The organism is Chryseobacterium sp. SIMBA_038 (assembly GCF_046535115.1).
Taxonomy (GTDB): domain Bacteria; phylum Bacteroidota; class Bacteroidia; order Flavobacteriales; family Weeksellaceae; genus Chryseobacterium.
Map to the genome: position 1 here is coordinate 162,360 of NZ_JAWRXH010000009.1, position 13,679 is coordinate 176,038.

Annotated in this window: 9 protein-coding genes; 3 read left to right on the forward strand and 6 right to left on the reverse strand. The window is 34.8% G+C overall.

The features are described from left to right. Positions 1 to 326: 326 nt before the first annotated feature. The 3 genes from SB689_RS20295 to SB689_RS20305 all read right to left on the reverse strand — a co-directional run bounded on the left by SB689_RS20295 (position 327) and on the right by SB689_RS20305 (position 7,209). On the reverse strand, positions 327 to 2,399 hold the full coding sequence (locus SB689_RS20295) for a M13 family metallopeptidase (RefSeq protein WP_410693902.1): 2,073 nt from the start codon (positions 2,397 to 2,399) through the stop codon (positions 327 to 329). Between the two features lie 75 nt (positions 2,400 to 2,474). Beyond that, positions 2,475 to 5,873 carry a polysaccharide deacetylase family protein gene (locus SB689_RS20300; RefSeq protein WP_410693903.1) on the reverse strand — a complete coding sequence of 1,133 codons (3,399 nt, stop codon included), beginning with the start codon at positions 5,871 to 5,873 and terminating at the stop codon, positions 2,475 to 2,477. An 85-nt stretch (positions 5,874 to 5,958) separates the two neighbouring features. After that, positions 5,959 to 7,209, reverse strand: coding sequence for a CinA family nicotinamide mononucleotide deamidase-related protein (locus SB689_RS20305; protein ID WP_410693904.1), 1,251 nt, complete (start codon positions 7,207 to 7,209; stop codon positions 5,959 to 5,961). 116 nt (positions 7,210 to 7,325) lie between these two features. Between SB689_RS20305 and SB689_RS20310 the strand changes: the two genes are divergently transcribed. After that, positions 7,326 to 7,802, forward strand: a complete 477-nt coding sequence (locus tag SB689_RS20310) for a hypothetical protein (protein ID WP_410693906.1) — start codon at positions 7,326 to 7,328, stop codon at positions 7,800 to 7,802. A 178-nt stretch (positions 7,803 to 7,980) separates the two neighbouring features. Here SB689_RS20310 and SB689_RS20315 read toward each other — a convergent pair whose 3' ends face one another. From SB689_RS20315 to SB689_RS20325, 3 genes are all read right to left on the reverse strand, one after another. Beyond that, positions 7,981 to 8,520: a lipocalin family protein gene (locus SB689_RS20315; protein WP_410693907.1), complete on the reverse strand. Its 540-nt coding sequence runs from the start codon at positions 8,518 to 8,520 to the stop codon at positions 7,981 to 7,983. An 84-nt stretch (positions 8,521 to 8,604) separates the two neighbouring features. Then, positions 8,605 to 9,339, reverse strand: coding sequence for a LytR/AlgR family response regulator transcription factor (locus SB689_RS20320; RefSeq protein ID WP_410693908.1), 735 nt, complete (start codon positions 9,337 to 9,339; stop codon positions 8,605 to 8,607). A gap of 90 nt (positions 9,340 to 9,429) precedes the next feature. Next, positions 9,430 to 11,154, reverse strand: coding sequence for a histidine kinase (locus SB689_RS20325; protein ID WP_410693909.1), 1,725 nt, complete (start codon positions 11,152 to 11,154; stop codon positions 9,430 to 9,432). 232 nt (positions 11,155 to 11,386) lie between these two features. On the opposite strand from SB689_RS20325, the gene SB689_RS20330 reads away from it, so the two are divergent. Next, positions 11,387 to 11,740, forward strand: a complete 354-nt coding sequence (locus SB689_RS20330) for a hypothetical protein (RefSeq protein ID WP_410693910.1) — start codon at positions 11,387 to 11,389, stop codon at positions 11,738 to 11,740. Positions 11,741 to 11,848: 108 nt separating this feature from the next. Next, a complete protein-coding gene (locus SB689_RS20335; protein ID WP_410693911.1) occupies positions 11,849 to 13,594 on the forward strand; it encodes an amidohydrolase family protein in 1,746 nt (581 codons plus the stop codon). Positions 13,595 to 13,679: the final 85 nt, after the last annotated feature.

Here is a 13,679-nt window from a genome sequence, read left to right on the forward strand (position 1 = left end):
ACGAATTTATGTTATAAATAATAAATCATAATTGATAAATGATGGTGAGTTTTGGCTAAAGCCTGTTCTGTAACTTTAAATTGAAAACGGGCTAAAGCCCGTTCCTATTGATGAGATCCTTCGACTCCGCTCAGGATGACATCGCTAATACTACCGTTTAAATAACAGACCAAAACCCTAGCCCCGATTGGCGCGGCATCCTTTTTGGTTGCGGCGGAGCGAAGCGGAGCCGTAACCAAAAAGATATAGCAGAAAGCGGGATAAAGCTCCTTAAAAACAAAAAAACCGCTCATTTCTGAACGGTTTGTAATATTATGATCTGATTATTACCAGATTTTGATTCTGTCTGCAGGAGCTTTGTATAATTTGTCTCCAGCTTTTACATCAAATGCTTTGTAGAAAGCATCAACGTTGATAAGCGGACCGAAACTTCTGAAATATCCAGGAGAGTGAGGGTCTGTTTTCACTTGGTTTACCATGTATTTCTCACTTGATAACGTTCTCCAAACCGTTGCCCAGCTTAAGAAGAATCTCTGATCTTGTGTAAATCCACTGATTGATCCAGGGTTTCCTTTATCTTTCAGGTACATTTGTAATGCATCGTAAGCGATGTTTACTCCACCTAAGTCAGCGATGTTTTCACCGTTTGTGAAAGTACCATTAACGAAAGTTCCTTTTACAGGCTCATACTTGTCATATTGAGAAGCAAGAGCTTTAGTCGCTTTTTCGAAGTTTGCTTTATCTTCTGGAGTCCACCAATCTACTAAGTTACCATCTGCATCGAACTGTGCACCTGAATCATCAAATCCGTGGCTCATTTCATGACCGATAACTGCACCAATTCCACCGAAGTTTACAGCAGCATCAGCTTGTGGGTTGAAGAATGGAGGTTGAAGAATAGCTGCAGGGAATACAATCTCGTTGTTTACCGGGTTGTAGTAAGCATTTACAGTCTGTGGAGTCATTCCCCATTCTGTTTTGTCTACCGGTTTTCCTATTTTAGCTAAATCTTTATTATACTGCCATTCTGAAAGGTTCTGAAGGTTTGAATATAAATTTCCACCTTTAGATTCAGGAACGATTTCTAATTTAGAATAATCTTTCCATTTATCAGGATAAGCAACTTTTACTGTAAACTTATTCAATTTTTCTGTTGCTTTAACCTTTGTTGTAGCAGACATCCAAGCTAGGTTGTTGATGTGAACTGCAAAACTTTTCTTTAAATAATCGATCAATTCAACCATTTGAGCTTTAGCTTCAGCAGGGAAATATTTTTCAACATATAATTTACCGAAAGCCTCACCTAGAGAACCGTTGATTAACTCATATCCTCTTTTGTTAAGCGCTCTCTGCTCTTGTTGACCTCTTAAATATTTACCATAGAAAGCAAATTTCATGTTTCCAAGGTTTTCGCTAAGGTAAGAAGCACTTCCGTGGATCATGTGGAACTTCAAATAATCCTTAATTACAGGAAGATTTTTAGCATTTACCAATTGATCGAAGTTTTTGTAATATCCGATTTCTCCGATGATTACTTTATCTGTAGTTACTCCAACTTTTTTAAGGTAAGCAGGAATATCAACACCCTTTACCAATGTTGAAAGCTCAGCCATTGTTCTTGGGTTGTACTGAAGCGTGTTATCACGGCTCTGCTCGTTCGTTAAATATGTTTTTGCGATGCTCTTTTCGTAATCAACGATTCCTTTTGCAGCAGCATCAGCATTTTTATATCCTAATTCTTTCAACATAGAAGCTACATATTTCTGATATTCAGCAATAGCTTCTGTGTTTTTTTCGTTTACTTTCTGGTAATAATCTCTTCCCAATCCTAAAGAAGCGTCACCTAAGTAAACAGCGTTCATTTTAGAATCTTTCAAATCTGCATCAACTCCCCATCCGTACAATGTATTTTCTCCGTCTTTCGTTACAGAAATAAAGTAGTTTTGAAGGTCTGCAAGATTTTTAATTGCATCAATTTTGTTGATGTTTTCCTGGATAGGCTTGATTCCGTCTGCATTTCTCTTCTCCATGTTCATGTACGTTGCGTACAAATCCTGGATTTTTTTACCTTCGCTTCCGTCAGCAAATTTGTCCTTTAAAAGAGAGTTCAGGATCGTCATTGAGTGATTATCAGTATCATCAGCCAATTTGTTGAAACTACCCCAAGTCGGTTTGTCAGAAGGGATCTTGGCAGTTTTCATCCAAGTTCCACTTACGTAGTTATAGAAATCGTCTTGCGGACGTACAGATTTATCCATCAAACTAAGGTCTAAACCTTTGTCTGATCCTCCTTTTTCAGTAAGTGCCATTGCTGCTTTATTTGATTTAGACTGAGCCGACACTGTATTTAGTGAGCAAACTCCTGCTAATAGAAACAAAGAAAGTGTTAATTTTTTCATTATGATAACAATTTATACAATATGTATGTTCTTTTAATTATTTGTTACTTTTATTTGAACAAATTTAAAAAAATATCATGAAGTTGTAATTTCTTTAACATTCCCTGTTCTCTTTAGAAAGCCCCAAGACTGCATTTCGCCCTTCAAAGCTCTTCTTAAGCTTCTGAATAACACAATATACATCAACCATCTGTAACCGAATCTTTGTGGAATAACATACAGTAAATTCACCAATTTCTCTCTCTGCATCATAAAAGCAATGATCGCCAAAGATGCATCTACCAAAAGAAACAGTAAATAATAACTGAATATTTTTTCTCCGTTTCCTGATAAGATTCCAAAAAACATAATAACATCGGCAAGCGGCGAGAAAAACGGAATAATATACTGAAACAATAAAATATTCGGCATTGCCCAAAGTCCTAGTCCTTTATATTTCGGATTTAAAAAGGTCTGTCTCTGTTTCCAGAACATCTGCATAATTCCGTATGTCCAGCGAAAACGTTGTTTTAAAAACTGTTTCACGGTTTCCGGAGCTTCCGTTACAGCAACTGCTCTGTTTTCATTAGCAACAGTGTAACCTTCTCTTAAAATCTTCACTGTTATATCGCAATCTTCTGCCAAGGTATCTGATGAATATCCTCCAACTTCATGAATTACGGCTTTTCTAAACGCTCCAATTGCTCCCGGAATTACGGTAATTGCATTAATATTAGCATATGCCAATCTATCAAAATTCTGACTGGTTGTGTATTCTATAGCCTGCCATTTTGTTAGCCAATTTACCTGATTTCCTACTTTCACATTTCCAGCTACGGCAGCGATTTTCTCTTCTGGATCTGCATTTAAAAATCTTCCGATAAGATGTTTTACAGCGTCTTGTTCAAGCTTCGTATCAGCATCTATGCAGACTACATATTCAGCGTCGGTTTGAGAAATTCCGAAATTTAAAGCAGTTGCTTTTCCGCCATTAGCCTTGCTGAATATTTTTAATTTTGGATGATTGGAAAACTCTGAACTTGCTTTTTCATATGTCAGATCTTTACTTCCATCATCCACCATGATGATATCAAAATTGGGATAGGTTTGTTTTAATAAATTTTTTAATGAAGAAACAATATTCACCTCTTCATTGTAAGCAGGAACGATAATGGAAACCTTTGGATAAGATTCTAAAACAGGAAAATCCCCTAGTTTTTTCTCTTTTTTTCGTTCTTTGATAGCCCAATATGCCATCAGCAATAATCTGATCAATCCTAATCCGATGAAAATAGTGAAAAGTGCTACCAGAAAATGACTGATTCCATAAATCACCGTTGCCAACACCAAATTAAGCTGCATTACGTAATACGATCTCGTTTTAGGAACTTCAGGCATTAATTCGCTTTTACTTTTATGTAAAATACTTGAAAGATTGGTAAAATGATATCCCTGTTTTTGAAGCATCGGAATCAAAATTTTAAGCGCCTTTATCGTCTCTTCTCTTGTATCTCCGCCCGCATCATGAAGCAGAATGATATTTCCTCTCTCCTGTTTAATTCCCGCCAATACACGTTGTACGATTTGATCGGCTTTTACTCCAGGTTGCCAATCTTCCGGATCTATACTTTCTCCGATATCTAAATAATTCTGCTGTCTTGCCAACGCCACAGGAATGATCTCCTCAGAAGTCGTCGGCTCTGAATCGGCATTATAAGGCGCTCTGAATAAAATCGTGCTGTGTCCCGTGATACATTCTATCAACAATCTTGTCAGTTTTAATTCCAATAATGCTCTTTGAGGGCTTACTTTCGCAACGTTCTCGTGTGTAAATGTGTGATTTCCGATCTCGTGACCCTCTCTGTAGATTCTTTTTACAAGCGGAAGGTTTCTTTCTGCATTTAATCCTATTAAGAAGAAAGTTGCGGGAACATGGTATTTTGATAAAACATCTAAAACCTGCGGTGTATAAGTCTCATCTGGCCCGTCATCAAAGGTCAGAACAAGCTCTTTCTGCGGAGCGCTTCCATATTTTTTAACCTCGTAAGAACTTGGATAAGTCACATAATTTTCATCGGTAATGATTTTTTCTTTAGGATCAACTTCCAATGAAATTTTTCCGTCATGTGGTGTATTTAAAACATCCAGAACTTCACCGTCTCCGATATAATCGACCATGGTTTGTCCTTTCACATTTTCCAACGTTTTAAAACTAAATTTCTGCATTCCTGCTGAAGAAAGGTCTTTATCATAGAAATTCCAAAGTCTGCTGTCTTCACTTCCGAGTCTCCAGATTGCGGTTCCGGCCAGCGGATATTCAGAAGAAAAACGCATCGTATTGAAAATAGAAGTCGCATCGTTAAAAAATACGGTATGTACGTTTTTATTAGAGTCGGTATAAGAATAGTTTAAGTTAAAAGTATCATCATTAAAATTGATATAAGACTTGCTGGCATGCGCTTTTGTGATGGCCTGCATGTAGGTAACAGAAGTGTTGTCATCCTTGTTGGTACTCCAGTCATATCCATAAGCTCCAAGCCCTAAAATAACTTTATTAGGAGTTGTTTTCTTTAAAATTTTTCCGGTTTGTGCTTCGATCCATTTTTGAGAAGAAATAGGTCCGGCATCGCTGTCGGAAGAATATTCATCATAAGCCATCAATACGAAATAATCTACGTAAGGATTTAGCTTTTCGATATTATAATCATCATTATCCGTCATTACATCCATTGCGACCAACAGATTATTCTGCTTGAAAGTCAATGAAAGTTCCTGCATAAAATCAATAAGAAACTCATCAGAATCCAGATTCATATCTTCAAAGTCAATATTGATTCCTTTGAAATGAAACTTAACGCATTGTTGCGCAAGTTTTTGAATAAGTTTAGTTCTAAGCTGTGGACTTTTAAGGACTTTTCCCAATCCTTCGGAGCGGAATTCACGATCAGAGTTATTACTTAAAATCGGCATTGCTGCAACACCTGTTCTTTTAATAATTTTGTAACCTTCTGGATCTACATTCGTTTTTAAATCTCCCGTTTTAGGATCTAAGAAAAACCATTCCGGAAAAACTAAATTGATATGTTTAATATTTCTCTTTAAAGACATCAAAGACTGCGGATCCCACGCTACATAGAACGCAGAACGAATTCCTCCGGGAAATTGTGACCAACTTCTGTTCTGATTTTTAAGTCTTTCGGCTCTTGCTTTTTCAATTTTTGAAAGACTGGTATGAATTGTTTTTTCTGAAATAAAACTTCTGAATCCTTTATACTCTTTCGATATTTTATTTTCCTGAAGATACGGTTTAGCCGCTGTAATAATAGATTTATAATCTTCTTTGAAAGGAATTTTCGGACTTTTATCCAATTTCATCATCACCCCTAACGCCGAAAACAGCAGTATGGCAATGAAGATAAAAATACGGGTTCCCCACTGCACATTTCTCCACCGTTTCTTGTTATTGGTTTGAAAAATTTGGTTTGATTCTTCCACTTTCTTACATTTTCGGATTCAATGTCAAAAAGCGTGAAAAAGTGTATAAAATTTAATTAAAAAAAAATTAAAAATTAATTGGTTCTTACTCATTTATAAGTATTCCCACCAAATCCTGTAGAATTTTCTGTGATACAAAATTCATAAAATCCGACCTTTCCAGATGTGGCATGTATAATTTTGAACTATGTTCTTTATCATTCATCCTGATAGAATAGAAAACGGTTCCAATATCTTTCCCATCCTCTCCTTTTCCGGGGCCTGCAACTCCGGTTGTGGACAGTGAAATATTGGTGTCAAATAAAATCTGACAACCTTTTGCCATTTCCTGAGCGACTTGTTCACTTACAACAGTGAATTCTTCAACCGTTTCTTTTTTAACCTTTAAAATCTCAATTTTCTTTTCTGTGGCATACGGAATAATTCCACCCAGAAAATATTTTGAACTTCCTGAATTTGAAGTGATCATTTTAGCTAATTCTCCTCCGGTACAGCTTTCAGCCGTTGAAATTGTTAATTTTCTTTCAATTAAAAGTTCGCCAAGAATCTTTTCAATTTTATCCTCTGTTGTTGCGATCACATTATCTTTGATTAATGGAAGCAGTTTTTGAATCTCTTCTTCTAATTGTTGTTTTAAATAAGCTTCATTTTCCCCTGTAGCGGTCAGTCTTAACTTTACTCTTGTTCCGATCGGAAGATAGGATAACGCTAAGTTTTCAGGTAAAGAAAGTTCCCAATTTTCAATCGTATCTGCCAAAATACTTTCAGGAATTCCAACAACGGAAATAATTCTTGTGGTGATATAATTAAGGCTATATTTTTCCTTCAAATAAGAAACAATCTGATCTTTAATCAAAGGTTTTACTTCGTAAGGAACGCCCGGAAGACTGAAACATAATTTCCCGTCCTGCTCCATCATCATGCAAGGTGCCGTCCCAAAGTTATTTTGAAAAACCGTAGATTTTGTAGGAACAAAGGCCTGTTCGCGGTTTCTTTCCAGAATTTCCAGTCGGCCACGTTTTTCCATATACGATCTCAAATGCTCAAAAGTAACCTCATCCAATGCAATTTCATCATTGAAAAATTCAGCAAGCGCTTTTTTGGTTTTGTCATCTCTGGTTGGACCTAAACCACCTGTTGTAATGATCAAATCCCCTATTTTAAACGCCTCTTTTAAGGTCTTTTTAATGGTTTCAATTTCATCTGAAATAGTGAAAATTTGTGAGACTTGTACGCCTATATTTTTAAGTTCAGTAGCAATAAAATTAGAATTGGTATCAACGGTATTTCCCGAAAGGATCTCGTCTCCAATAGTAATAAGAACAGCTTTTTCCATATTTTAATTCTTGAAAAAAATTCTGCTACAAATGACGGAAAATTCTGTGTAGTGAACAAAAGAAAACGATTTTTTATATCTTTGGTTTGAACTGTTTAAAACTATAATTAAAAATTATGTCTAAATATGATGATGCTTCATGGCATTATGGAGGAGATTTTCCTGAAGGGCTTCCTTCGAAGAACGGCGCAACGCATACAGGAATGTTTCTGAACTGGTGCATTCACAACAACTTGCATTCTGAAGAAATGAAAGAAGATTTCAAAGATGAAATTGAAAATTTAAAAAGAAGAGAGATTACCGGAGCAGAATTTCTTCTCGAAGTATGTGACGGAAAATTCACCGAACACGAGCTTAATGATCTTGGAAATAGCTTTGCAAAAGATTATTATGTGGATGAAACAGATTTTGCCGATAAATTCAGTTCTTTTGCCACAGATTATATTAATATTTTTGACAGCAAAGCCGAAGAAAGTGATTACGAATATGAAACATTCTATCACATTGAAGATACCTTTGAGAATTATGATTTGATGAAACTTGCCATCGATCATCGTTTTGAGGAATGGAAGGAGTATAAAAATTTGAATTAATTTTTTTGTCATTGCGAGGAGCAAAGCGACGAAGCAATCTCACTTAAACAGAGTTAAACTTAACTTTTCTTAAACTCTTAATAAAACTTAATGGTTAAAAATTTGAAACATTAGGATTTATTTAAGTTGTTAAGATTATTAAGAGATTGCTTCGTCGCTTCGCTCCTCGCAATGACTGTTAATCATGTTTTACCCAGATTAATTCATCCGTATTGTAACCAATTTTCTTAGCTTTTTCCAGAAAACGTTGTTTTATACTTTCGGGAATTTCTTTGGTTCGGGATAGAATCCAGATATATTTTAAACTGCTTCCAACAATCAATGCATATTGATAATTTTCATCAATATCAATTACGTTATATCCAGCCCAAATTGGTTTAAAAAATGATACTTTTAATCGAGCTTCAGTTTTATCTTTTACAAATTTGGCTTCACCAATTGATTCTTTCCATTCTTTTTTGATGTAATCGTAGCCTTTATTATCTACTCGGATTGTGCCATTTGGATTTTGAGAATAAGTAGCGGTAACATTATCCATATTCTTCTCGAACCTGTAATCGAAACGGGCAATTTCATACCACTTTCCTAAATATTTTTCTGCATTAAAATGAGTAACTGCTGTTGCGCCTTTAGGAATTCCTGTTGAACATGAATTAAGAATAATAAAACCCAAAATCCCCAACGAGACGGGAATGGCAATTTTCTGAATATTTTTCATAATAATATAAATTTCGTGGTTATTATGAAGCTTCAAAAATAATGCCTGAAATTGCTATTGGCTAATGACAAATGGCTTTTAGCTTTAAGAAAAAACCTTTAAAAAGTTATCTTTAAAACTTCCGGAAACCTCAATTTCTGTACTATCGGAAAGCGTTGCTGTTCCGCTTTTATGGTATGATTTCACAAAATTGGTGTTGATAATATGGGAACGGTGAACTCTTACAAAAGGATTTTCCAGCAAATCATCAAAATGCTTTAGAAATCTGCAGACCATCTTTTTAGAACCATCCGTAAGATATACCTGTGTGAAATTTCCATCTGCCTGAAGCCTGACAATATCTTCCGTTTTTACAACATCAAAGCCTTGTAATGTGGGAAGTATCAATTGTTGTTTTTCGGGTTTCAATTTTAAATTTTCAAGAAGAATCTTATTACGGTTAAGCTCATCTTTATTTTCGATATTTTCTGCGACTTTATTCACCGCTACAATGAGTTCTTGAATATCAATTGGCTTTAAAATATAGTAACTCGCAGACTTGTTCAATGCCTGCAAAGAATATTGAGAAAATGCTGTAATGAAGATCGTTTCGTAGGAAAATTGTTTTGTAGCTTCCAACACATCAAAAGCATTTCCGAAAGGCATTTCTACATCTAAAAAAACCAGCTGAGGTTGTTTTTCAGCAATCAAAGGAACTGCTTCTTTTATATTTTCCGCTTCACCTAAAATCTCAACCTGCGGACAATACTTTGTGATGTAGTTTCTCAAAACTTCTCTTGCGATAAGCTCGTCGTCTACGATGATGGCTTTTATTTTCATATTTTTAGGGTTTAGGAAATAAAAATTAGGAGGGGTTAGGGTTTAGGAATTAGCTAAATGTTGAACGCTTACAATTGACTATTCACTTTTTCACAATTTATAACTCACTTCCACCAAAACTCCCGGCTCAGTTTTTTTATCTGTGATTTTACATTGAATATCGCGATTGTATAAATCATTCAACAAAGTGATTCTTTCAAGCGTATTTTTCATTCCGCGACCCTCTCTGTTTTTTTGGTGTTCCGTCTTTTGCTTTTTGCTTTCTTCAATTCCGATTCCGTTGTCTTCAATGATGATTTTTAGGTTTTGATCGTCCTTTTCGAAACTCAATTTTAAAAATCCTTTGGTGATCCTGTAACGTAATCCGTGCCAGATCGCATTTTCTAAAAATGGTTGAACCAGCATTCCGGGAACCTGAAGACTGTGCATATTCAGATTTTCATCAAACTCAATTTCATAATCAAATTTGTCTGAAAACCGAGTTTTTTCCAATGCGAGATAGTTTTGAAGCAAATCCAATTCCTGCTGAAACGGAATAAAATCTTCCGTAGAATTTTCCATCACGCCACGCATTAGTTTTGAAAATTTGGTTAAATATTGGTTGGCTTCCAATTCATTATTCATTGCAATGAAATGATTTACACTATTTAAACTGTTAAAAATAAAGTGTGGATTCATCTCTCTACGAAGCGACTGCAACGCGATTTTCTTATTTTTGATCTGAACTTTTTTTAATGTTCTAAAAATAAAAACTATCAATACTGTCAACAAAATTAAAACTCCGATCAGACTATAATTAAAGACATTTTTCTTGCGAATTAACTCATCTTTTAGTTCTCTTTCCTTTTCTAATTGAGAAATTCTCTGTTCGGTATCTTCCAGAACTTTATTATCTACCAAACTTCGGTCTTTAGAAACTAGATCAGGCAATTTTCCAAGAAAATCTCTGTACAATTGAACGGAAGCATCCGTATTATTTGAAGTATTATAAAGACTGTCAAGCCTTTTTACGCTCTTCTGAGCTTCCAAAGTATGGCCTTTTTCCAAAGCGATTTCGTAGGCTTTCTTTAATAATTTGATAGCTTCATCCGTATCATCTTTTTTGATATAAATATCTGCTAATTCCTGAATTTGATTGACTTTTTCCTGAGAATTATCTTGAACGAAATCTTCTTTCAATACTTTCTTTTTCGCTTCAATTGCTTTGTCGAAATTTTTATTTTCAACGTAAAATTTGGTCAGTTTCTGATTAATTTCCAATGCTTGCTGAGGTGCCCCTTTTTTAGAAACCTGATAGGCATTATTCAAATTTTCCTCCGCTCTTGGAATATCTTTTTGCTGAATATTGACGTCTGCCATTTGGCTGTAACTCGCCGCGAGATCTTCTTTTTCATTCGCTTTTTGGCTAAGATCAATATTATTCTGAATTGCTTCGGCTTTCATGTCCTGCGAAGGAGCAGAAAGTCTTGCCGCATCATTAGAATTAACCGCTTTACTTTTTGATGAATAATTAACTTCCGCAGCACGGCTATAATTACTGATCGCAGGAGTAATTTTATTTTGTTTTTCCTGTGACTGAGCCAGTTTCCGGGTTACTTTTTCGATGTTGGGCTTATCGTTAAGCTGTTCGTAGATATTTTTAGATTTAATAAAATATTCTTCACCTTTAGCAAAATTTCCATTATTGAAAAATGATTCCCCAATATTGTAGTAAGAATCTGCTTGTGCAGAGATGTCTTTATTATCAACTGCTTTTTTAAGCTTTTTACTTTCAGTCACAACTTCCTGCGCAACATTCGTGGTTTGAGAATACATTTTATTCCCAAAGCAGATTAAAAAAAGAAGTACAAAAAGTTGAAGCATTTTCATAAAACAAAGATATACATATATATAGTTTGCTCAAAAACTATTCACCAAGTGAAATTGGCCACTCACCAAGTTTTCATCATTAAAAATCTGATATAAAGTCATTTAGTAAAATAAAATTGAAACTGAGTTAACATTAACAGGATCTGCTTTCCTTACATTTGTAATACACCCGATTACCATGAAAAAAATCTTCATTTTCTCCTTTCTGTCTATTTTGTTTCTCCAAAGTTGTTCATTTCTTGAACAAAATAAATTTATTGAAACAAAAGTGATTTCGAGCGACCTCAACGAGCAAATTATCTATAAATTTTACCACTTAGGAATCAACAAATATAAGGTTGATTTTTATTCGGTTCATCAATCAGATTCTACTAAATTGTTCGAGCATTTCAGTAATGATGCATTGTTTAGCTCAAATATTTATAAAATTTCTCAAAGTAAAAATGAAATTGTTATAAGCACTCAATTATTTTCTGAGGAAAAAAAGTTGATTACTCCAAATGGCAAATCTATTATTCTGACAAACAGATAGATCATTTTTTTGAAATTTTCATAGTTAAGATCTACCCATTTTTTGAGAGCAAAACATACAGCTTTTATTATATTTGTAGAATACACTTCATGAAAATTCAAAATAATTATGAAAAAAAAATTTCAGATACTGCTTTCTATTTTTGTAATAAGCACATTTCACTCACAGACTTATATTCAGAATGTGACGGTTGTGGATGTTTTAAGCCAAAAACTAATTCCGAATCAAACAGTTCTTATCAATAAGAATTTAATTTCTGATATTAAACCTGCAAAGAATATTAAAATTCAAAATGGAGCAAAAATCATTAACGGAGAAGGTAAATTTTTAATTCCTGGAATGACGGATTCTCATGTACATTTCTTTCAAAGCGGAGGTTTATATACAAGACCTGACGCAATTGATTTGAGAAAATACCATTCCTACGACAAAGAGATCAACTGGGCGCATAATAATATGGAAGATCTTCTGCAACGCTATCTTAAGAGCGGGATAACGTCTGTAATTGATGCAGGAGCTAGTTATAATTTTTTGAATCTTAAAAATTCACTCGTCAATAAACCGAATTTACCCTCAGTTTATATGACCGGCCCGCTTTTAACAACTTATGAACCGGATGAGTTTAAAAATCTTGATAAAAATGAGCCTTTTAAGCTAACAATGTCTGTTGAAGATGCAAAAAAATATGTTCAGGAACAGCTTCAATATAAACCTGACTTCATTAAAATTTGGTATATCGTACTTGCAGACGGAGCAGCAATGGAGGCAGAAGCGAAAAAACATGAGCCCATTGTAAAAGCAATTATTGATGAAGCTCATAAAAATAATTTAAAAGTCGCTGTACACGCAACTGAGAGAATCACAGCACAGATTGCGATACAAAATGGTGCCGATTTTTTGGTTCATGATATAGAAGACGAAATCGTTCCTGATGATTTTGTGAAATTATTAAAATCGAAAAACACTGTTTTAAGCCCAACTTTGATTGTTTCAAATAACTATACAAAAACATTCGGGCAAAATCCCAATTACAGTACCTATGAATTGGAAAACTCTAATCCGGAGGCTATAGGTTCTATTTATGACCTGAAGCATTTGGCATATTCGGAAGATTCTGTGATGATACAGAAAACGAAAAAACGGTCAAATTCTCCTCAGATGACGGCTTATTTGGACAAAATATCTGCTATAAGAACCGCAAATCTGAAGAAGCTAATTGCTGGAGGTGTTACCATTGCAGCAGGCACAGATGCAGGAAATATCGGAACTCAGCATGCCACATCATTTATTGATGAACTGAAAGCAATGAAGGAAAGTGGTTTAAGTAACTGGCAGATTTTACAATCGGCAACGATTAATCCGACCAGAATATTTAATAAAGAAAAAACTTCGGGAAGTGTTTCAGCAGGAAAAATTGCCGATTTGGTTTTATTAAATTCAAACCCTATTGAAAACCTTGATAATCTTACTAAAATTGATCTTGTCCTGAAAAATGGCGAAGTCGTTCCTCAAAATATAGTAAAAACAACTCCCGAAAGCCTTGTTCAGCAACAGGTAAACGGCTACAACGCAAGAAATATTGATGCTTTTCTGGAGCCATATTCTGAAGACGTAGAATTGTACAGTTTCCCAAATACATTGCTGAGCAAAGGAAAAGAAGCCATGAGAAAAGATTATGACGCAATGTTTAAAAGACTTCCTGATCTGCACTGTGAAGTTAAAAACAGAATCATCAACGGGAATTTTGTGATCGATAAAGAAAGCGTTTCTGGGATGGGAAATAAAAGAATGGAAGCAACCGCGATCTATGAAATTAAAAACGATAAAATTGTAAAAGTTTATTTTATTCAGTAATTTTTTTTCTCTTAAAATACTAAAAGACAGTTCTCATAAGCTGTCTTTTTTTGATTCACCAAGTGAAAGCCGTTGGTTACCCTTT

Bases quoted from the DNA above. Each gene is read 5' to 3' on its own strand.
- SB689_RS20295 (WP_410693902.1), bottom strand. From the start codon at position 2,399: ATGAAAAAATTAACACTTTCTTTGTTTCTATTAGCAGGAGTTTGCTCA.
- SB689_RS20305 (WP_410693904.1), bottom strand. From the start codon at position 7,209: ATGGAAAAAGCTGTTCTTATTACTATTGGAGACGAGATCCTTTCGGGA.
- SB689_RS20310 (WP_410693906.1), top strand. From the start codon at position 7,326: ATGTCTAAATATGATGATGCTTCATGGCATTATGGAGGAGATTTTCCT.
- SB689_RS20315 (WP_410693907.1), bottom strand. From the start codon at position 8,520: ATGAAAAATATTCAGAAAATTGCCATTCCCGTCTCGTTGGGGATTTTG.
- SB689_RS20320 (WP_410693908.1), bottom strand. From the start codon at position 9,339: ATGAAAATAAAAGCCATCATCGTAGACGACGAGCTTATCGCAAGAGAA.
- SB689_RS20325 (WP_410693909.1), bottom strand. From the start codon at position 11,154: ATGTATTCTCAAACCACGAATGTTGCGCAGGAAGTTGTGACTGAAAGT.
- SB689_RS20330 (WP_410693910.1), top strand. From the start codon at position 11,387: ATGAAAAAAATCTTCATTTTCTCCTTTCTGTCTATTTTGTTTCTCCAA.
- SB689_RS20335 (WP_410693911.1), top strand. From the start codon at position 11,849: ATGAAAAAAAAATTTCAGATACTGCTTTCTATTTTTGTAATAAGCACA.